The sequence below is a fragment of the Prosthecobacter sp. genome (assembly GCF_044222565.1).
Taxonomy (GTDB): domain Bacteria; phylum Verrucomicrobiota; class Verrucomicrobiia; order Verrucomicrobiales; family Verrucomicrobiaceae; genus Prosthecobacter.
In genome coordinates this window covers 85,654-107,427 of sequence record NZ_JBGANA010000025.1, presented here as the reverse complement: position 1 = coordinate 107,427, position 21,774 = coordinate 85,654, and the positions used below count along the sequence as shown (strand labels likewise).

Here is a 21,774-nt window from a genome sequence, read left to right as displayed (position 1 = left end):
AGGAGAAAAGAGAGCCACAAGCAAGTTTTCATGGCTTGGCTCCTCCTTTGGCTTCGGGTTCATCGGTGCCGAGGAAGCGTCTGATGGGCTGCGGATCATTCGGCTGGCCGAGTGACTCGATCCAGGAGACGAGCTGCAAAAACGGCATGGGTGGCTCGGCGAGCTCCTGTTTGCCGCGCTTTTCAAATTCATCCAGCGGAGCCAGCAGGTAGGCGCACTCCTTGCGCTCGGGAACCTTGCCTTCCATCAGCGGGCGCAGCAGGTCTGCCGTCTGGCTGCGGCAGGCGCGCGCCAGACGGCTGTCCGACTCTTTGGCCACCGGCTGAAGCAGCAGCGAACGCCAGCCGCCAATGATCTGCTGCACACCTTCGCGCTGGCGCTTGATGTTGGTGACCGGTGGTTCGCCGACGACGCGCGGCGGATCGTCCTCTGGCCGGAAGAACAGGTCCGAAAGCACAGGCAGCATGTCGCCGGCAAAGTGGGAGTCCTCCGAGGTGAGGGCGGCATCCACAAAGTGACGCCACTCCGGGCGCTCCTTGGCGCCGTGCTCCACGAGTTCAAACAGCAGCGCCGCGATGACCTTGGGCGTGGCGCCGCCACCGAGCAGCCCGCGGCAGCCAAGCGCTGGTGCGGCCGCGAGCAATTGCGCATGAGGCAGGGCGCTCGCATCCCGCAGCTTTGCAGGCAGTGTTTTATCACCATCCGCACAACGCGCCGCGAGGGAGAGCGCATCGGCGAGGCAGGCCACGGGGCGGTCGCGATTGTCCTGCGCTGACAAACCGGCGTCAAAGCGCGTGAACCACCGATCACGCACCGCGATGTCGTTGGGGCCGGACTGCAACAACGGCGCCTGCTTCATCGCCTGCACCGCGCCGGCAAAGGCCGCGCTGGCGAGTCCTTCCGCATTCGCCTGATCCTCGTGCTTCGACTCGCAGAGGCGGCGCAGATCAATGACCTCGTCTTCAATTCTCACATGGAAATCGAGCATCTGGTCCGCGCGCTCCACCGGCTCGGCACAGATCGCCTTGAGCAGACCGCACTCCGCCTCGCCGAGGCGCATGAGCTCCAGCCTCATGTCGTGCACTTTGCCGCCGGCTTTGGCGACGGACTCGGTGAAGTGGTCGCAGCGTTCGAGGAAGCCGGGGGTGATGATCGACATGAGGGTCAGCGCGGGCCACCATTTGACCTTTTTGCCCGTCTTCACATCGTCGCCCTCGCGCTCCAGAGGCAGCCAGCCGTTGCCCTTGGTGAAATCGTAACGGCTGAAGAAAAGCTGGTAGTCCAGCAGTGCAAAGAATCGATGAAGCCGCTCTTCGTCTCCGGGCTTGGAGGGCTCTGTTTTGGAGAGCAGCTTTTCAAACGCACGCCGCAGGCGCAGGTACGGGCGGATGGTCTGGTCATTCAAGCTTTCGAGCCGGCGGCCAAACTGCCGCGCGATGGTGGGGCGGTCGATGCTGGAAAAATTGACCACGGGCAGCAGCGTGCCGCGCGCGCCGGGGTCCTCGGCGGAAGCCGGGCGGCCGAGCATGGAGTCGATGTCCTCACGCGCCTGCTCCATTTCGCTCAGGGGCTCCGTGCGGAGGCGCTCGGCCTCCATGCGGCGGCGTTCTTCGACGATCTCATTGAGCGCTGGCAGCAGATCGGGTTTGCGTGCGCGGCTGTCATCGATGCGTGCCATCGCGGGCAGCCAGTGGGTGTCGTCTCCCGTCGTGGCATCCTTGAGCGCCGGCGGTGGCGGCAGGGTGCCGAAGGACACATCCAGCCGAGCCAGCGCACGCAGGATCCGCACATGGAGGTCATCGCTGAGACCCGATGAATCCAGCGCGGCGATCAACTGCGGACCGAGGCTGCATTTCAACCGATCCGCGCGCGTGATCGTATCGCCGGGATTCGTGCTGGCGTTGTTGAGCTTGGCGTCGTTGGGCAGGAACAAAGCGGAGCGCGAGATGAAGAGCCACTGCTCCAGATTGGGCGAGGCTTTGACCAGCTTTTCCAGCAGCGTGAGACGGGGCAGGGCCACCGAGCGGCGCACCGGCGCGGTGGAGGGTTCGGGAGTTTCAAACTTGAACGGCAGCGCCTGCGGCTTGGAACCGATGAGAGCCTTCCATGGCAGCGCGTTGCCTTTCGCTGCCGTGCTGGTGCGGAACGGACCGCGCTGCCTGTCTGCTGCGTTGACGAGGTGATCGATCCAGGGCAGCTCCGGCCACAGGTCGGTGTCGGGCACATGCTCCAGAGCCAGCATGGCGAGCGCCTGCAAATCCGGCACATGCCCGGCGGGTGCCAGGCCCTCTTCCAAGGTGCCGGGCTCTGGCGCGGCGCTCTCATGCAGCAGGCGTTTGAACAGAGCAAGATCCGCATTCACCGACCACTGACCGGCAAAAAAATGCTCGGCACGGCCCAGCCAGGGATTGTCAATTCCGACCATGCGCAGATGACGACTTGAGAGATGAAACACGGCCTGCTTTGCATCCAGCGACTCCTGCGTGTTCAGCGCTTTAAACACCTGGGTGTAGCGTTCGCGGTTTTTACCGAGCCACTTCGGATAAACTTCGCTGTCGGCATCCTGGGCATAGAGTGTGGCAAACAAGCCATGTACGCGGACAAACGGCAGAAGCAGCTCATTGAAGATCATGCTGCCGATCTCCTGAGTGTGCTCCGCGAGGTCGAGGAAATCGCGGTCGGTGAGCAGTTCTTTGGCGAGTCCGGCCTTGCTCTGCACCTGCTCGGCGGGCCAGCGCAGAATTCCTCCGCCTGGTGTGGTGGCCCAGGCGGCATCGTGTTCTTCCGCGAGTTCAAAGAGGCGGATGCGCATCTGGCGGCAGACTCCCAGCACCCATGCCTTGGGCTCGGGCACCAGAGAGGACAGCGCCCCCTGCAGGCGGATGGCGCGTTTGAAGCGCAGGGTGAACTTGTTCACCAAGGCCTTGCGCTCCGTGCCTGGCGTCGCACCCGGCGTGAGCTGGTCCATCACCTCATTCACGCCCTGCTGCAGATCCTCTAGCAGGGACCGCAGAGGCGCGCAGTTGCGCATGTCCACATTGGGCCGCGCACAGGCGCGCAGGTGCTGGATGAGGGGATCCATGCGTTGCAGGGATTTCTCCACGGCGTCTTCATTGGCCTCGACTTCACGGTAGAGCCGCAGATGCTCGCGCAGCAGACGATCCAGCAGAGAAGAGCCGATGTGCGTGTTGATCTCGCTGATCTTGGCGCTGCGCGGTGAGATGAGATTGCGGTAAACGGCGTCGGCAAAGTCGAGGCGTTGCAAGGAGGCTGACTCATAGGCTGGCTGATGGCCCGTGCCTGCCGCGAGGTTGTTCAGCGCGATGGTTTCACGGTGGGCGGGAATCCAGGTGCCGCTCGTGGTGTCGTCCAGCACCGCGCGGGCCTTGAGGGAGTCACGCAGGGCGGCTGCGGGCTGGAGCAGTCGGGTAAAGACAGTCTCCTCCAATGGCTTCAAGGGGTAGTAGTGCGTTTTCGCGAGGGTGTACATCTGCCCGAAGTGGTCGGCGGAGAAGCGCTCCAGCGTGTCAAACATGTCCCGTGCGATCCCTGATTCCTTGAGCCAGCGCTGGCGCAGCGCGGGCACGTTGCCGTGCAGCCAGACGAACCATGGCACCTCCTGCGCGGGCTGCAGTCCGTCCTTCACGGCGGAGATGGAGAGATGCTCGCCGAGCGTCTCCAAGGCCCAGGCGCTTCGGCTGTTGCGCTGGTCCGCATGCTCACGGGTCTCCCTGGCAGCCTTGGTAAAGAAGGCCGCATTGCCGGCGCCGATCTCGGCGAGGGGCACCAGCGCATCGCCGGCATCCTGCCATTCGGACACGCCGAGGCTGAAGAGGCGCGTGCTGATGAGCCTGCGCGCCGCTGCCAGCGACGCGCCCAGTTCCTTGTGGTAGGTTCTGGCATCTCCTGCGGATGCGGTGTTCCAGTATCTTGTGGTATAGTTTGTCTCGACCAGCTGCGCATCGGCGCCCGAGCTGAGGGCGCGGAGGAACTCATAGCGCGCCGCCACGCCTGTGCCGGTGGATTTCGGCTCCAGGCCCGGAAGCAGCGTGGCCTGCACGGCCTGCGCGGGCAGCCACTGCTTCACTTGCGTTCGGAAGGCGGCGTCTTCATGCGAGGCCGGGAGGGTGCCGCCGTTGACGATGAGCGCCGACAGCTGCGCACGATCACTGCCAAAGGGATGAAACATGGATTCGGCGGTCCTGAAGAACGGCAGCACGCCGCCGGTGCCGGTGATGAAGCGCTGTACGAAAGCCTCACGCACCATAGTGGCGGCAAGCGGCGCGTCGGAGCTGCGGGTCAGCGGTTCCGCGGCCTGCAGCATGTTTTCACGGTTGAGCTGCAGGGCGAACTTAAGGCGCAGGAGCAGGTAGCCGTTGGGGTTCGTCCCCGCGGCGCCCGCCGCCGGTGGAGGCGGGGCGGGCGCTTGTGCGAGAGCCTGTCCCGTCAGCAGGATGAACAGGAGTTGGTGAAGCCGGGAGTGCATGACCAGAGGGAGGAAAACGAATTACTTTTTGTTCGCTGCCTTGACCTTGGGTTCAGACTGGGCCGGTGGCGGCACTGCGCTCTTGAGCCACTGGCTGAACTCCTCATTCAGCGGATCTGCCTTGTCCAGTGTCGGCACCGTGGGCTGCGGGTCATTGGTGACGACGGCGAGGGCAAGCTGCAGCTCATCGAGATTCAGGACGCCATTCTTCGGCACCGGCGGGGCCAGCTTGATCGTGGTGGCACCAATGACGGCCTCCAGCCCTTTGCTCCAGGAAATGACACCGTTGGTGAGGGGCAGCGGCACGGACCACTGGGTGATGTCACGTTTCGGGTCCAGCATGCGCGCTGCGGAACCGTAGAGGAAGCTGCCGCGTGCGCGGGTGGCGGACGGTGATTTGTCTCCAGAACCGGAGGTGGAGTCGATGGCACCGCAGACGCCCAGGTCCACGAGATCGTCGGTGAATTCCTTGGCGGTGTTTGTGGCGCCGGCACGCAAGGCCAGCGCGGCAATGGCCAGCTCCTCCACGGCAAGCTCGGGGAGCTGGCTGCGCCGTGGCTTTTGCAGAAAGAGCTCGCGGTTCTCCAGGCAGCGCTGCACCCAGGAGCGCAGCGTGCGTGCCACGGTCGCGGCGTCATCGTCCTTGCCCAGCGGCCAGTTGTCCGCACCCAGCTCTTGCTTGAGGCGGTTGAGCAGCGCGTCGTCCGCGGAGACGCGGGTGAGCTTGTCAGACTCATTTTCAAAATGATTGCGAATGCGGCGTGCGCGATCGCGCAGGGCGGCATCCATCCCGGCGGGCATGTTCATGGCATCATTCGGTGGTGCTGTGGGCCGCGCGATCATGCCGCCGATGACGGCGGAGGTGCGTGGCGAGTCGCCATTGTTGTCACCACGGTAGGGACCGCCGCCAATACCGGGAGCATCTTCGTAAGGCGTCAGATTCTTTGGCTTCTTCGTCGTCGCCACGCCGCCGGATTTCATGAAAATGACCACATCATTGATCAGCGCCAGATCGGAACGCGCCTTGAGGTTTTGGTGAAAGCCGGTGCCTGGGCCGCCGACAAGCTCCAGCACGCCCGCACCGGCAAAGAACAGCGGCTCGATGCCTTCGATCTTCACCGTCTCGGCTGATTTCGCACCCGCCTTGCCGACGAAGAGTTCGTCTCCTGGCACGAGCTGGTAGGCGTAGCTGGTGTGCAGGCGGCCATCATCCCCCTGCACGGGAAGGGCCTGGCTGGGAGCGACGACGATGGAGGCCTTGTTTGAATGGATGTGCAGCATCTGCGTGATCACGCCTTCGCCCACTCCGCGCAGCTCCGTCGGGGTGATCATTTTTTGAAACACATCGTAGGAGGCGACGACGCTGCCCACGGCCTTGACGACGGGCAGGCCGGAACCGACCGCGAATTCATCACCACTTTTCGCCACTGCGGCGATGGCTGAAGGCTGTTCCGGCTCAGGCTTCTTGGGGGGGGAAGGCAGCTTCGCCTTGCTGAGCATGGAGGCGGCTGCGAGCGAGCCGATGCCAACATTGTACTGGTGGCGTGCACGGGCGTCGCAGCGCACGAGCACCGTGCTCTGAACCACCGGGAGGTTGACGTTTTCGATGCTCACAAATCGTTCGGCCGGGGCGGACACGATTTCAACGCCGTCAATGGTGGCAAGGATGGGGGTCTCGCCGTCGGGCTGCCATTCAGCGACGACTTTCTCGCCCTTTTTCACGGTGGCAGCCCGGCGTGGGCGCGTTTTGTGGGTGGCTTCATCCCAGGCCAGCAAGGGGGTTCCCCCGGAACAGAACAGCGGGACCACGCCGCCGGATGGAGCAGTGATGGTCAGGCGCACGGCCTCGCGCAGGGTGCACATCTGAGTCTTCAGAATCCAGGTGGGGAACGGCCGCCAGGTGGGATACTGCCAGCCATTCCCTTCAGGGCGTTCATGGTAGGCCTTCAGCACGGTGGCATTGGCGGTGCTTGGATCGCATTGCAGATTCGGCACCAGCATTCCCACCTGGATGGGCTTGCCGTTTGCCTGCATCACAGATTCGGTTTCAGCAAGCATGGCCACGTCCGCATTGCGGCATTCGACGATGACGGCGGTGGCATTGGCCTGCGGGCCGAGGAAGACGACGACGTTGTTCGCGTGCATGGCCTTGGCATCGTCTTCATGTGTGAGCGAGAACTCGATGAGGTCCACTGGCTGCTCGTGGTTGTCGATGCTGGTCAGATTACCCTGACGCTGCCCCAGGGCCCAGGCACCGCAGCCATTGGCCAGAGACTCGGTGGCGGTCCAGATGCCGGTGGTGGACGTGTCGATGAAAATCTCCATCGGCAGTGCGAGCAAAAGCGTGCCCCCGGCGGTGGGCGGCAGCACGTTTTCCTTGGCATCCGCACCACGCTGCCCTTCGAAGGCGAGCCTGGCGCTGCGTTTCACCTGCCGGTGCATTTCGACCTCGGTGACGGTGAAAAACTCCTCGGTTTGTGAGCCGTCCAGTTTCACAGAAGTGCCTTCATGCGGATGACCAAGACGCAGATGACCAAGCACGCGGCTGCCGGGGATGACCTCGGATGCAGGCACCTGCACGCGTTTGCCATTCTGTTCCACGATCACCAGCGCATTGGCCTGGAAGCCGGTGATCGGTTTGCCATCACCCACAGGGTTGATGGAATACAAGGGGATCTCGACGCTCTCGTACAAAGGAGTCGCGCCCTCGGCTGGATGCACGCGGCCCATGTTTTCCCAGCGGACGCTGGCCATGACGATGGCCTGCTGGCCTTTGGAATAGGTGGGGCGTTCGGGTAGGGTGAGCTTGGGCTCCCGGCCTGCAAGTGCGATGAGGTCTTTGTAGCCTTGGCTGTCGCGCAGCACCTTCTCGGCTTCGCCCTTGCCCTTCTCACGCCACGCCGTCATCAGGGGTTGAAAGGAGGAGCTGGTGGCGGCCACGGCCACTGCGCGAATGACTACGGGATCGGCGCGCAGCAGCGTGGGCTCAGTTTCATCCAGCGTGGCGCCGAGCTTGAACTCGGGCAGCAGGGTGTTCATGGAGCGGCGCTTCAGCCAGTCTTTGATCTCGCTGGTCTGCTTTGCCTGCACCTCGGTCCAGGCCTTCGCGGAATCTTCCGAAGTCAGGGTTTCGAGCTTGGCAGAGAGGGCGACGACTTGGACCATCCAATGAACCGCCCCCTTGGGGGTGGCATCCACGGCACGTTCCAGGCGGTCAATGGCAGCCGGGTGGGTGGGAACGAGCTGGCGCAGGGTGAAAGCTTGATTTTCCCAGGCCGCATCCCAAGGCTTCGTAACGAGGGATTCGAGACTGTCGTCCGTGGTCTTGGCGACGCCAGTCTTCAGCGCTCCCCAGCTGTCAAAGGCATTGCGCACGAGGGTGATGGCCTCGGCGGAACTGGCCGTGCGCAGACGCTGGGTAATGCCCTTGCTCTGCGTTTCCAAAGCGGCGACAATCAGCATGGGTTCGAGCACATCGGTGGGCGTCCACGCCAGGTTCTCCGCGGCTGCCTGCTCGGCTGCGATCAGCGCTGCAGTGCCTACGGCAATGGTGGAGTAGCTGTTGCGCAAGTCCGGCTTCAGGGTGCTGAGCACGCGGAGGTAGGTCCATGTCCAGCGCTTCACCGCAGGGGAGGACTTTGCCCATGCGAGCTCGCTGGCATTGTAGCCTCTGTTGTTGTCCCCGGACTTGAAGTTCCAGATGATCGGCAGGTCGCCGGCCGGAGTGTCGTTGGTCCATTCATCGTGCAAGGCAGCAGATGGCATTTCATCCCCAAAGCAGGCGGTGAGGTCTTCGCCCGCAAGGCCGAGAAAGCCGCGTGCCTCCGAGTCAGGAAAGGTCGGATGTATTTCCTTGATGGAGTTCATCATGGCAGCCCGGGCACCGGCACCCGGTGGGGCATCTGTTGCGGCGGGTGCTGCTGCAGGTGCGGCGGCGGGTGCGGCGGCTGGTTCTTGTGCCAGAGATGGCAGCGCGAGGAGTGCCAGCAGCAGCGTCAGGAGCAGGTGGGGCAGTGAGAAGAGCTTCTCACCAAGAGACGGCTGCGGGCTGTGCCGGAGGTTATCGGCGGGTGGAGTGGGGATGCGTGTGTTCATAAGTTAATGAATGCTGTCACGGTCTCTGGGGCGCTGATTGGGGCGGGCTTTCAGTCGTGGTGTATTTTTTTCAGGGCTTCATTGGGGCCGCCCTCACGGTCGGGCTGCGCAGCTCGATGAACACGGCGTTGGGCAGGCGTGTCGAGGCGGGTCTCAGCTCCAGGGTCAGGCCGCTGAGCAGGCGGGTGAGCTTGTTGGCGGGGACTTCGATGATGGCGACCTGCCAGCCGGCACGCAGCGTGAGCGCCTGTTCCACTCGCGGCTCCAATGACTCGCCGGGACGACCGCCCACGGAGACCACGACGGGCAGCGTTTCTTCTCCGGGATCATTGGCCAGACAGATGTCCACGCTGAAGCTCACCATCGCCCCCGAGGCCAGGCCGAGCTCCTGGGCGATGTCCACGCCATTGGTCGCACTGGCGGCCAGCGCCATGAAACGCGTGCCCGCCGGAGTGCCCGGCTTGGCATGGATGCGCAGCACGCCGCCATGCCACTGCCAGGACAATTCCGCGACGGCATTGGAACTTTGCAGCAGCGGGAACAAGGCCACCGAACCGGGCGGGCCGATCAGCGGCAGGGACTGTGGCCGCTGATGAAGCGCGGCGGCGGGCAGGCTGACGATCAGGCTGCTCAAGGTGTCCGCGTTGAGAGCGCCGGTGTCCTGCGTCCAGCTTTCTCCTGCACCGCCGAGGGTCATGCGCTTGAAGGTGAAGCGCTGTTTTTGTCCTGGCAGAAACAGGGTGGTATCTCCTGCCAGAACACCCAGCGGCTGTGTTTCGCCTCCGGCGAAGGGACGTGTGCTCAGGGAGATCCACTGGCCCGCGGGCAGCTCCAGCCTTACCTGGGCCGGGGCAGGGGGGGCGATGCCGGGCGGGGGCAGCTGATGGCGCACCTCTTCGGCAAGGGCGAGGACGACCTGCGCTGCATCTGCTCCGGGCGGGCCGATCAACAGCGGCTCCTGCGAACTGCGCTCTTCCTTGAGCGCGTGCGCCACGGCGTCAAAGGCCTCGCGCAGGGTAAGCACGCCGTCTTTGCCAGCGGCTGCGGATTGAAAGGAAAACGCCTGCAGCCAATGTTTGGCAAAAGCACCGTCTCGCGCGAGCTGCGCGGCACTGGACGAGGCCACCACCCATTGCCGGGGGCCGAGCATGGCCGGGGTCACCGAACCGGAGAAGCAGGTGTCCAGCACCAGCACGGTGGTGGCGCGTGAATCGCGCAGCGGTCGCAGCACTTCGCTCACAGGCAGACCCGTCGGTGTGCCTGAGCTGTCGCGTGAGTCCGCACACAGCACCCTGGGCTCGCCCTGGCCACCACGCCAGGCATGGCAGGCGAGGTGCAGCAGGACCAGATCGCCAGGCTGGTTCATCGTGGCGGCCAGCCAGTTCACCGAGGAGCGCAGGCCGGACTCGGTGGCCAGCGCACCGGTGAGATGGAGAGTGCTGGCGCGCGCCGCGCCGCCCTGGGCGATGAATACACGCTGCGCCTCATCCACGTCACGCTCGGCCTGATGCAGATTCTCGATGTCAGCACGGTTGAAGGCGGCATAAGAGTCCACTCCGGCGAACAGTCCCGCACGCCGCCAGCCCGCCTGACCCACCTGTGGCAGGCGCGCACGTGCGTCGGCATCCGGCAGCTGTGCAACCCGGTAAACGTACTGCTGCGGGTGCTGGTCCCGCAAGAGATGCACGGAGACGGACACGGCCAGCAGCAGCATGGAACCGGCCGCGACATAATGCAGCAGGGAGAGCGAACGCGACGGTGCCGGCCGCCGTGGTGGAGTGCCGTTGGCGGGCGCCAGGGATGCAGACACGGGTGCGGCGCTTGCAGCGGCCAGGGAGCCAGCATTTGTCTGCTGCGAGAATGAGGATGATGGCTGCTGCCGTGACTGTGGCGGCGCGTTTGGCAGCACGAGGGGGCTGGCCGGAGTGTGTGCGGTGGCACGCAGGCTGGTCACCTCGGCCAGGCAGGCATCGCATTCACTCACATGCGCATGTACGCGTGGCAGCATCTCCATGGCGCGGGTTCCTTTGGCTGCGTAGAGGGGCAGCAGCTCGGCGAACTCAGCGCAGAGGTCAGCACCCGCCGTCTGGCCAGTGAGCACGCGCCAGAGCCGGGCATCCTGCCTGCTTTGCTCATCGTTGGGATCAGGCGGGGCACTCATAGCGGGAGCGGTGTGACCTGTGCGGCCAGGGTGGTGAGCTGCTGGCGCTCTGCAAGGGAACCGGGCTGCAAAACCTGAGCGGCGTCGGCTTCGTGCTTGCGTCCCAGACGACGCAGGTACCAGAGCGCATGGGTGGCGCAGCTGAGGGTGAACTGCACCGGCCGGCCGGCGACGGTGAGCTCATGCGTCGCCGCGCTTTTGGCCACCTTGGGGAGCTGCACGCCTCCCGTGCGTACGGTTTGCACCCGCTGCCGCGTGAGGTCGCTCAGGCCCGCGAGCAGCGTGCGCCGCTGCTCCATCAGCGGCTCCAGCGCATGCGACTGCCGCCCCTCCGCCAGCAGGGCCACGGGCACGAGCATGCAGCCCTCCTCCAGCACGCGTGCGCTGCGTGCCAGTGCGGTGAGCTTGCGCACGGTGCCGCCTTTATCCTCCAGCTCGGTGTCGCTCATGCACTTGGTGGACACCAGATGATTGAGGATGCGCTGATCCGTCCACTCCCCCTGGCCCGCGCCGCCGGCCAGGATGAGTGCGGCGCTGCGCAGGCGCTGATTCAAGGAGCGCCGCTGCATGGCGATCTGATTGGCAGTGGTGGGCGCGGCGGAAATGCCGCAGCGCGCCAGCTCCGCATCTGCCTCCGCGGCTACGAGCAGATCGTTTTTGGGCAGTTCGTTTTGCAGATGCTGAAACACCAGCCGCATGCGCACGGCCCCGGCCTCGTCCCGGCAGAGCAGGGTGGCAGCCTCCGCCGCCTCGCGCAGAGTCTGGAAGAGTTCCGCGCGCACGGCCAGCTCTGGCAGCGGCAGCGCGGGATCCACCAGGGTTTCCTCCAGTCTCTGCACCGGATCGTCTTCATCGCTTCTCGGCACGGCATGGCGTGCCTCCTCCTCCACCACGAGCTTCCACTGCTCATTGATTTCCGCCGAGGCAAACTTGCGCAGGGAGCGGTCAAAACGATGCATGGGCAGCCTTTGCCTCAGGCGCAGCAAAGCCGTGGCCGCCACGTCCTCGCAGTGGGACGCGCGCTGCGCTGCATAGCGGTGCAGGCGCACATCCTTCAGCACCTGCTGCTGAAAGCCGGCCGCCAGTTCTGAATCTCCGTCACCGCGCAAGGCATCGCACAAGTCTCCCTCCTCCTGCACCAGGCGCGCAGCCTCCGCCAGCATCTCGGCTGTGCACGTGCGCAGGTAGGCCTGGTCCAGGTAGCCCGGCAGCGGCTCAGGAAAAACATTCCCAGGCGTGAGCCACCGCCGCAGGCGCTCCGGCAGGTCTGCGCTGTCCAGCGCGCACTTCACCACGTAGTGACGGCGATCCCGCGACCACGGCGCGAACTCCTCCGGACTGAGCCCCAGGTTGTTTCCCGTCACGCGCAGCAGCCTGTCTGCCAGGAGATCCTGCGTAAACTGGACAGCCTGCTCCTGCGTCAAAGCCAGCCCCGCCGACCGGCCGCAGCGGATCAGCTCCATGAGCTGAAGCTGATGGTAAAAAACCTTGCTCAGCTCCCGCGCCGTCGTGGCCTGCGCCGCCAGCGCCGCCTGCACCAGCTCGCTGACCCAGCCGCTCAGCGCAGCCTCGTCCGGGGGCGATTTCCAGCCCAGCTCCCGAGAACACCAGGCCGCGTGCAAAAAAACCAGGGCCTGCTGCCGCAGTTCAATGTCGGAGGATGGAGGCGGGAGTAACGACATCAATAAAACTTTGATTATGATTAGATAGCGTAGGGATCACAAGGAAAACTGCGTGCATGACCCGAGGCGCGAAAGTAAAGCCCCTGGTAGCCGCTCTCTATTGGGCCGCCGCAGACGCACCGCTTTCAGTCATGGGAGAGTTTTTTTCGTTCATCCATGGAGTGGGCCGGCACCGGACCAAGGCGGTGCTGCAAGCGTGCAGTTGGTCGATGTTGGAAACCCATGAGAAAGGAGTGACGGTGAGGGGTTGGCTGATGATTGCGGGCTGGATTTCCGGTTACCTGTTTTCCGCATGATTGTTTCACCGAATCTTGGGAACGAAGCGAACACGCTTGTGATCAGCGGCGCCGTTTGAGCCCCGGCCCATGTCAGCCAGCCGCTGCGTGCGCAGCGGTTTGGCTGCCAGTGCCCCCTGGGCCTGAGCACGCCCGTGCGTCAGGTGCGCACCCGGGCTCCACACGGCCAGACACCCGTGAGTTCATTGCCTCAACAGACGGAGGTATTGCTGTGAAGATGCTGCCAGACCCTGTCCCGGAGTTCAATCCGGTCGATTAATTGATCAATGTGGTGCGCCTCAAGCAGCAAGAGACAGGCAGTCTGATCGTGCGCGGGGCCGAGTTCCTTGTGCTGCTGCCGAGTCTCTTGCGCATTTCTGCCAGAAGCAGGAGGCTGCAATAAGCTGCATCCTGACCTTGGGCACCTTTTGCTTTTGGTTGCTGACGAACCAAACGTAGGTGCTGAAGCCGGTGTTTTAAAACAAGTCGGTTGCCCGGCCGATGATGGCCTAGACGAGGTCGCTTTCCAGCACATAGCGGCGGATTTTACTTTTACCTCTTCCCCGCCTCCGGCAAATAGCGGTGAGCCATTGAAAACGAAACCGTATCGGCCGCCGATATCCTTGGCCGGCACATCTATAAGATGAGATGCAGGAGGAAGATCAGCAAAGCGGCACACACTCTCGGAGTTGTTTCCCGACGCCTTTGGTCGGCGTCACTTTACGAGGCAGCATCCGGTCGCTTCCAGAGAACCCTCCCTTTGACTCCCAGAGAAAACTTTGGTGTTTCACGGTGCGGCAAGCTGGCGCTGCATCTGTTGCACGTTTGCAAGATAGGTGTTGAGCAAAACCACGCTCAGCAGCGCGCTTCCAAGACCGATGAAACCCCACCCAAAAGTATTGTAAACCGCGTGAAACAAAGCTGGCACCGCGATGGAAATCACCCAGAGCCCGTACCGCTTTCGCGGATGCAATGCTGCAAACCCAATAAAATAAGCGGCAATTCCGGTCCAAACCGCATGCAAAAATGGAAGAGATGTCAGTCGTGCGATGTTCAGCAAATACGCACCGTCTACGCCAGCCTCGCGGTTGATGTTCATCTGATAGTGAACGCCCTCGTAGATGCCGAAGCCCAGGCCCGAAATCATTCCGTAAAAGACAGCTGTTTGGGGGACAAATTGTACTCCCGGACGTTTCACCAGCCAAAATAAAATAGCCGCCTTGCACAGCTCCTCATTCACACCCACCCCGAAAAACATGCCGAACAAACGCGGCAGAAAGCTCTCAGAAGCGGCCATCGCTATCAAGGCATTCCAAGGCCAGATGTGATGCAACATCAGAAGCAGTGAGATCGAAATGATCGCAGTGAAGCCAAAGCACAGAAAACAAATCCGCAGTTGCACCTGCGGGGTGCGAAAGAGGTAGAAAAAAAACAGAGCCCAAAGTGCAGAAAAGTACAGCGCAATTGCCCAATACCCCGCCCATATCCCTGGTGCGAGCATCAGTGCAAATGCAGGTGCGAGCCCCACGGTGGCGAGATAAATGAGGCGGCGATCGTTAAACCACGACAACGAGCGAATCGTTCCCCACGGGAAAAGCAGGCGGATATCAAACGATTTCATATTCTGAATTGCCGCCTGAAAGGGATTTCCAGCGAGTGGATTCATTCCACCACACTGCGCCAGGAGCTTCCCAAGCGGCAAACTGCTGGATACAGGCTCGCCCTCTTTGCGGGCGAGATCGTGGGGCAGCAGGCTCCCCTGCGCAATGTACTGCTCGATCAATGAAATGGGGTACGGACCAAAGTCCTGATTCGCGCGCTGGACGATGATGTTCATTCAAGCTGATCTGCTTTCGACTGCACGCGATGGCAAACCCAAACGAGCAATTTTTATTAGCTGTTCCAAGGAATAGGTCCAGATCCTTCAAAAGTAATTTACTGAAAACGAATGGCTCCTATGCCCAATCATCTGACATCCAAGTGTTTATAATGGTTTCCGGTTAATGAACTACGTGTATAAAAAAGTTCGATGGAGATGCGATTGCAGAACTGAAGTAATTATTTTTTATAGTACGAAAAAAAATTGTTGCTCGTTAGCGGGTTCAGTATGTAAAAGCTGAGCTGTTCAAAAGCACTGGTTACTTAAGCTCTTTTCTTAATTATGACTTTCCCGACCACTCCTGAGTTAATTGAAGCTGTTCCTGTTATTATCTCACTGATCATTATCGAGGGCTTGCTCAGTGTGGACAATGCTCTCGCCATTGCAGCGATGGCAAAGCATTTGCCGGGCAAACAAAAGTATCTCGCTCTCAAATATGGCATTATCGGTGCCTACCTCTTTCGCGGCTTGTGCATGTGGGGAGCTGCTTGGATCATCGCAAATCCCTGGCTCAAAATCATTGGGGCCGCGTATCTGATCCATCTGATGGCCGCTCATTTCAGCGGCCAGGAAAACGAAGACGGCGATGACGACGCCGATGGTGGAGGCAAACAACGTGGGTTCTGGATGACCGTTTTAGCCATTGAGTTCATGGATCTGAGCTTGAGCGTCGACAATGTGGTCGCCGCCGTCGCTATCAGTCCAAAGCTCTGGGTCGTCTGCACCGGTGTTTTTATCGGCATTCTTGCCCTGCGTTTCTTGGCTGGAATTTGCATCAAGTTGATTGAGAAGTTTCCCATACTGGAAAACACCGCTTTCCTCCTGATTGGTTACGTTGGTTTTATCCTGATTGCCGAGCTAAAATGGCACGTCGAAATCGGTGCCATGGGCAAATTCATTGGCATTTGTATCATCCTTGCCCTCTCCATTATCTATGGGGAAGCTGCGATCGTCCAAAAGCTGTGCGCCCCCCTGTTCTGGCTCGTCCGCTGGCCGATGAAGATCTATTCGGCGATCACAGGATTTCTTCTCGGTCTGATCTTCCTTCCTGTTCGCGGTATCATCGGGCTCTTCACAAACAAGCCCGTTCCCTCAGCAAGCACGGAAAACAACTGAATGACTTCTTACCCGACAGCAACAACTCACCTTTTAATGTCATGGCCATCAACCTCACCAAAGGACAACGTATTGATCTGAAGAAATCGACCGGTGCTACACTCACTGATTTTTGCGTCGGTGTGAACTGGGGTGGAATCGAATCGCGAGGTTTTCTCGGACTGACAAAGAAAGTCGCTGAAGTTGATCTCGATCTCAGTGCAGTTCTGCTCGATTCCCAAGGAAAGCTCTGCGATCACATTTATTCGCCACTCTATAAGCCTGAACTGCTGGCCAAATTTGGCCTGCCCGCCGGCAAACTGATGGCCGCCGGCGGCGCACTGAAACATACGGGGGATGACCGTGCAGGAGACTCGGGTGGAGATGACGGTTTGGACAATGAAATTATCACCGTAAACTTGGCAGGTGTTCCGCAAAATGTAGGGCAGATTTTCTTTTTCTTGAACAATTGCGGCCAGGAGGACTTCTCCCAGATCCCCTATGCGAAGATCCGCATGTTTGAGGGCACGCCGACCAGGGTGAAGGATGTTTTCGCCTCCTACAATGTTGCGGCGGAAGCACAGTACAAGAACCGCAGAGCGCTCATTATGGGCAGGCTTTATCGCAAGGGAACAGAATGGAAGTTTGCAGCCATCGGCGACGCTACTGAAGACGTTTTCGTTGGCCAGACTGTTGCCCGCATCGCTCAAGAATACAGCAATATGTAACATCAAAAACATGGCCATCAATCTTACCAAAGGACAACGGATCGATGTCGGACTTCAGCAGGCGGGAATCGGTCTGGGCTGGAATCCCAACACTCAGTCCTCTTCACAACCATACGATCTTGACGCCAGCGCCTTTTTGCTGGGTGAAAACGGCAAGCTCGTATCCAGTGACTTCTTTGTATTCTACAATCAGCCTGCATCCCCTGATGGAGCAGTGCGCAGCAGCGGGGACAACACGGATGGCGAAGGGGAGGGGGATGACGAGACGCTAACAGCCAATCTGAGCCTCGTTGACTCGCGTGTGTCGGAGATCATTGTTGTGGTGACGATTCATGACGCCGAGACGAGGCGGCAAAACTTTGGTCAGGTGCGTAATGCATTCATCCGCATCTACGATCAGGTGACTGGACAGGAAATTTGCAAATACGAGCTGGATGAAGACTTCTCGACTGAGTCTGCGGTCGAATTTGGACGGCTCTATCGCAGAGGCGGTGCTTGGAAATTTGAGGCCATCGGACGCGGCCACAACGGCGGATTGGAAGGTCTGCTCAACCAATATTCTTAACTCATTAAACTTGCTGAATACAAACCATGGCCATCAATCTCGTCAAAGGACAACGTGTTGACATCGGACTTCAAAAACTGGGAGTTGGTCTCGGTTGGGATCCTAATCCCAACGCCTCGAGTCATGACTACGATCTCGATGCCTCGGCTTTTATGCTGGGGGCGAACGGTCAGGTTCCTAATGAGGGATTTTTCGTTTTTTACGGCAATCAGGAATCGCCAGACGGTGGAGTGAAATCTTCGGGGGATGATCGCACGGGAGGCAATTCCGATGGTGACGACGAAACACTTGAAGTGGATCTTGGAAGGCTTGATCCACGAATAGATCAAATCATTTTCACTGTCACCATCTATGAAGCTGCGCAACGGAAGCAGAACTTCGGTCAAGTGCGCAACTCGTTTATCCGCATCTATAACGCGCTTACAAACGAGGAGCTTTGCAAATACGAGCTCGCGGAAGACTTCTCGATCGAAACGGCCATCGAGTTTGGCCGCCTATACAAGCGCGGTGATGCCTGGAAGTTTGAGGCGTTGGGAACCGCCACCACCGGGGGGCTGGAAAGTATGGTCAAAAAGTTTGCGACTGCCTTCTCATAAAATGAGCAGCTACTCAAAAGACGAAGTTTTCTTCTGCGGCCATTGCAAGCGGCAGCAGGAGCCGCGTAAAGGATCGAAATGCACACAGTGCGGACGTGAAACGATTATTTGGAACATCAATCGTGAAAACGCATCAGCCGTTCAGGCACGCTGGGAGCGCATTCGAGGCAAATAAATGACCAGTGCATAAGCGTCGCTCTCATGGCCATCAATCTCACCAAAGGACAGACGATTGACCTGCGCAAAGACGCAAACGATCTCGAACAGATCACCATAGGGCTCGGCTGGAAGGTGCGGGAGAAGAAGCAGGGACTTTTCGCGGGCCTTTTTGGAAAGAAGGACGAGGTCGAGTTTGATCTCGACGCCATTGCGTTCCTGATGAATGACAATAACCAGGTGATAAATCGTGGAGACAGCAAGCTGGTGGGAGGGGATGTGGTATTTTTCAACAGTCGCCGACACCCCACAGGAACTGTCATCCATAGTGGTGACAACCGCATAGGTGGAACGGGTGCGAATGACGACGAGCAAATCGTGGTTCGGCTCAATTCAATACCCGCGCAATATAAACGCATCCTGTTTCTTGTGTGCATTTACCAGGGTATCAAGCTGGGGCAGCATTTTGGCCAGGTGGAGTCTGCTTACATTCGTGCTGTAGATGGCAAGGGCAAGGAAATGGCCCGGTTCTCTCTCAGCTCTGAAGCGGCTTACGATGGCAAATGCACCATGGTCTTCGGTGAAGTCTATCGGCGGAACGACGGCTGGAAGTTCCGCGCCATTGGCGATGCCCATCCTTACGACAGCTTTGTTCATCTGCTCAAAGAGCATCTACCCAACTAACCCCACTACAACATCATGCGCCGCCTCCCTGTTTATCTCGTCCTCGACACCTCCGGCTCCATGTCCGGTGAACCCATCCAGCAGGTCAAAAATGGGGTCCAGATGCTTGTTTCCGCCCTTCGGCAGGATCCGCAGGCATTGGAGACGGCGTTTTTGAGTGTCATCACTTTCGACTCCTCCGCCAAGGAAGCCGTGCCTCTGACGGATCTTCCATCCTTCCAAGCTCCCAACATCGACGCGACTGGTGTTACGGCAATGGGAGAGGCGCTCTCTCTCGTGGCTGATTGTGCCAGACGGGATGTCAAAAAGGCCACGGCAACTCAGAAAGCGGATTGGCGGCCGATGGTGTTTCTCATGACAGATGGCACGCCCACTGATGATTTTCAAAAAGGACTGACTCGATTCAAACAGGAAAAATGGGGCGCGGTAATCGCATGCGCGGTAAACAATGCCGATGTGAATCTTCTTCAGCAGTTCGCTGGTGAAGCCGTCGTAAAGCTCGACACCTCAGACAGCGCTGCACTCTCCGCATTCTTCAAGTGGGTCACCGCTTCTATCAGCACCTCCAGCAAAAGCGTCCAGACGACCGGCAAGGAGGTCGAAGGATTGAACCAGCTTCCTCCACCACCGCCGGAGATCCAGGTGGTTGTATAAACTGGATTCTTACCCATCCGTTTCATGGAGGACATCCCATCGATTCTACCTGCCGCCCTGGCCTTTTCTGCACTGGTGCTGCTGCGCGTTAAAGTGATGGGATTTCGCACCAACGCACGCGGCCGGCAATTTCACATTGTGCGCAGCCTGCGCATGCTTCTTCATGTTCTCAGCAGCCTGGCGGTGCCGGGACTTGGGCAGGCCATGCGCGGGCGCACCGAGATTGCGTTTGTCCACCTCGGCATCTTCGTGCTTGCGTTCACCTGCATGGGTGAGGCTGCTCTGATATTCAATATTGGCTCCGCCATGGAGCACGCTTTCACCTAAATCATGTCCACTCGCCGTCTTCCCGTCTATCTGCTGCTCGATACTTCTGGCTCCATGCGCGGAGAGCCGATCCAGGCGCTCAAAGTAGGAGTGCAGTCTTTGATCTCGACGCTGCGTCAGGATCCGCATGCGCTGGAGTCAGTTCATGTATGCATCATAACCTACGACGCCAAAGCACAAGTGATCAGCCCGCTTCAAAGCCTCGAAGATTTCCAGATGCCGCTTATCGACTGCCCACAATCCAGCCCCACAATGACTGGCGCAGCCCTTGAACTGCTTTGCCAATGTGTGGATAAGGAGATCCAGCGCACGACTGAAGATCAGAAGGGCGACTGGCGGCCGATTGCCTTTCTGATGACCGATGGTGGTCCTAGCGACACAGCTTTGTATGGGCAGATGATTGCCGAGGTGAAAAAGCGCCCGTTCGCTTCTGTCATCGCCTGCGCTGCCGGGGCTAGTGCCAAACTTGAGCCGCTGCAGAGGCTCACACCTCATGTTTTCAATCTGGAGACAATGGATGGGCATTCCTTTGCCGGGCTGTTTCAATGGGTGTCCTCCACGGTATCATCTGGCAATCGCAGCATGGGCGCCACCAGCAGCATTACGCTGCCACCTCCTCCGGCGGAAATTCAAATCGTCGTCTAACACTTTGCTTCATGGAAATCACGCATCAACGACCAAACATTCAGGATGTTCCCGCCTTTCTCCGTGCCATGGTGGTCGCATTGGAGCAGATGCATGCCGAGCAGCAGGCGCATGGAGCCATCGTCCCCGGAGCCCTCAGTGCCTGGCTCGATGACTCTGGCACCGCCTTGCATGCAGAGCGTTTCAAAAAGCAAGCCAGGGCTGTGGAGACTTCCTCCCCTGATGCACTGCACGCAGACGTTCATGCCTTTGTAGCTTATTGCATTCACATCATAGCTGGTGTTGCGGCAGCGCCCGATGCACCGTTCAATGTGGAATTGTACAAGGGGCGCGAGTGGCCGCTTGTTTTTTTAAAGCTCCTTGAAGCCGTGAGAAGCCAGCCTGCAGGAACGCCTGTTTCCATCAGTCAGTTGAGCCAGGCACTCCGTTCGAATGCCGATACGGTCCAGCCTGCGGACGAACCCAAACACGCCAGTCCATCGGTTGGAAATCCGCCACCGACGAGGCCCGCAGTGCAGCCTTCTGTGCCGGTCATCAACGTCGCCCTGCGCAACGCGACTGTTGGCAAGCCATATCAGGTGGAGCCGGGTGCCATTGCAGCTGCCATCGCGAGACAGCGCGGAGACAATCCTGAACTGGCGCGTATCTCCCACCTTCAACTGCCAGATGATTGCGGACTGGTTTTTGACGAAGCGACTGGGGCTGTCACCGGGACACCAACACGCGCCTCTGAGGGTGCGCTAAGCCTCGATTATGTGCCATCGCGCAGCGGGTGCAGCATTCCTTTCAAAGTCTCCTTCCTCATCAATCCAGACCCCGCCTCACTCTGGAAAGATCTGCAACCTCCTGCAGATGCCCCGTATCAAAAAAAGCTGGTTGATGACCGCGAAGAACGGCACGGCCCCTTTCGGGTTGTTGCCGCAAGCAGACGCGGACGTTCCCATGCCAACAAGGGCGAGTTTCGAGACGATGATTTTGCCATCGGCTACGCTGCCGATACGGGATGGCTCGTCATTGTAGTAGCTGATGGGGCAGGCTCGGCACTCTACTCCCGCCGCGGCTCGGAAATCGCCTGTGCAGTCGCGAAAGACCGGCTTACGGGCACGCTCAACAGCGCCAGGCATAATCAGGCGGAAGCATTGTACTCTTTACATCGTGACTGGCAGCACCCGGAGGTCAGCAAGGCTCTGCGCCAGACACTTTATGAAGCCGCCTTGGATGCGCACCATAAACTGCGAGCTGAAGTCGCCAGACCATCTGAAGAGCTGGGATTACCTGCACTGCCCGTTCTGCGGAACTACGACACCACGCTTATCATGTTGGTTCTCAAAAAGACCGGAGAGGGCTGCGTCGCTGCAACTTTTGCCATTGGCGATGGTGGCGCAGGACTGCTGCCCTATGCAGGTGAAGGCTTCCCCATCACCAAGCCGGAAGGCGGCGACTATGCGGGTCAGACTTATTTCCTGACCATGCCTGAGACACTCAGGAATGACGAGGCCAGCCTGGATCATCGCTTTCAACTCACCATCACTTCCGAGTTCTGTGCCGCGCTCGTCATGACAGATGGCATAACTGATCCGAAGTTTCCCAGCGACAGTGCATTTGCAGATCCCGCCCAGTGGGCGGCTTTTTGGAGCGAATTGCAGCCTGCGCTGACAAGTTCACCGGCATTGCTCGAATGGATGAACTTCTTCTCCCCCGGCAACCATGACGACCGCACACTCGTTGCTGTCATGCCTGCTTAAA

General features: G+C 60.0%; 14 protein-coding genes. 9 read left to right on the top strand and 5 right to left on the bottom strand.

The genetic code is table 11. The features are described from left to right. Window positions 1–28: 28 nt before the first annotated feature. From ACILSR_RS27180 to ACILSR_RS27160, 5 genes are all read right to left on the bottom strand, one after another. Window positions 29–4,486 carry a hypothetical protein gene (locus tag ACILSR_RS27180; protein WP_395752964.1) on the bottom strand — a complete coding sequence of 1,486 codons (4,458 nt, stop codon included), beginning with the start codon at window positions 4,484–4,486 and terminating at the stop codon, window positions 29–31. A gap of 21 nt (window positions 4,487–4,507) precedes the next feature. Next, on the bottom strand, window positions 4,508–8,581 hold the full coding sequence (locus tag ACILSR_RS27175; RefSeq protein ID WP_395752963.1) for a hypothetical protein: 4,074 nt from the start codon (window positions 8,579–8,581) through the stop codon (window positions 4,508–4,510). 70 nt (window positions 8,582–8,651) lie between these two features. Beyond that, complete coding sequence (locus ACILSR_RS27170; protein WP_395752962.1) at window positions 8,652–10,742, bottom strand: hypothetical protein; 2,091 nt, start codon at window positions 10,740–10,742, stop codon at window positions 8,652–8,654. Continuing rightward, window positions 10,739–12,424, bottom strand: a complete 1,686-nt coding sequence (locus tag ACILSR_RS27165) for a hypothetical protein (protein WP_395752961.1) — start codon at window positions 12,422–12,424, stop codon at window positions 10,739–10,741. Before ACILSR_RS27165 ends, ACILSR_RS27170 begins: the two co-directional genes overlap by 4 nt. 1,062 nt (window positions 12,425–13,486) lie before the next feature. Beyond that, window positions 13,487–14,536, bottom strand: a complete 1,050-nt coding sequence (locus ACILSR_RS27160; protein WP_395752960.1) for a PrsW family glutamic-type intramembrane protease — start codon at window positions 14,534–14,536, stop codon at window positions 13,487–13,489. Between the two features lie 324 nt (window positions 14,537–14,860). Between ACILSR_RS27160 and ACILSR_RS27155 the strand changes: the two genes are divergently transcribed. The 9 genes from ACILSR_RS27155 (at window position 14,861) to ACILSR_RS27115 (ending at window position 21,773) form a co-directional block, all read left to right on the top strand. Then, entirely contained in the window at window positions 14,861–15,694 is an 834-nt protein-coding gene (locus ACILSR_RS27155; protein ID WP_395752959.1) for a TerC family protein, read from the top strand. 41 nt (window positions 15,695–15,735) lie between these two features. After that, window positions 15,736–16,401, top strand: a complete 666-nt coding sequence (locus ACILSR_RS27150) for a TerD family protein (RefSeq protein ID WP_395752958.1) — start codon at window positions 15,736–15,738, stop codon at window positions 16,399–16,401. 10 nt (window positions 16,402–16,411) lie between these two features. After that, complete coding sequence (locus tag ACILSR_RS27145) at window positions 16,412–16,966, top strand: TerD family protein (protein ID WP_395752957.1); 555 nt, start codon at window positions 16,412–16,414, stop codon at window positions 16,964–16,966. A 26-nt stretch (window positions 16,967–16,992) separates the two neighbouring features. Further along, window positions 16,993–17,562 carry a TerD family protein gene (locus tag ACILSR_RS27140; RefSeq protein WP_395752956.1) on the top strand — a complete coding sequence of 190 codons (570 nt, stop codon included), beginning with the start codon at window positions 16,993–16,995 and terminating at the stop codon, window positions 17,560–17,562. Window positions 17,563–17,763: 201 nt separating this feature from the next. Next, window positions 17,764–18,402: a TerD family protein gene (locus ACILSR_RS27135; RefSeq protein WP_395752955.1), complete on the top strand. Its 639-nt coding sequence runs from the start codon at window positions 17,764–17,766 to the stop codon at window positions 18,400–18,402. 15 nt (window positions 18,403–18,417) lie between these two features. Then, the gene (locus ACILSR_RS27130) at window positions 18,418–19,056 is read left to right on the top strand and encodes a VWA domain-containing protein (RefSeq protein ID WP_395752954.1); all 639 of its coding nucleotides are present in this window, start codon (window positions 18,418–18,420) and stop codon (window positions 19,054–19,056) included. A 24-nt stretch (window positions 19,057–19,080) separates the two neighbouring features. Then, window positions 19,081–19,383 (top strand): hypothetical protein, encoded by a 303-nt coding sequence (locus ACILSR_RS27125; protein ID WP_395752953.1) that lies wholly within the window; start codon window positions 19,081–19,083, stop codon window positions 19,381–19,383. A 3-nt stretch (window positions 19,384–19,386) separates the two neighbouring features. Then, window positions 19,387–20,028: a VWA domain-containing protein gene (locus ACILSR_RS27120; RefSeq protein WP_395752952.1), complete on the top strand. Its 642-nt coding sequence runs from the start codon at window positions 19,387–19,389 to the stop codon at window positions 20,026–20,028. A 167-nt stretch (window positions 20,029–20,195) separates the two neighbouring features. Next, window positions 20,196–21,773 (top strand): PP2C family serine/threonine-protein phosphatase, encoded by a 1,578-nt coding sequence (locus ACILSR_RS27115; protein WP_395752951.1) that lies wholly within the window; start codon window positions 20,196–20,198, stop codon window positions 21,771–21,773. Window position 21,774: the final 1 nt, after the last annotated feature.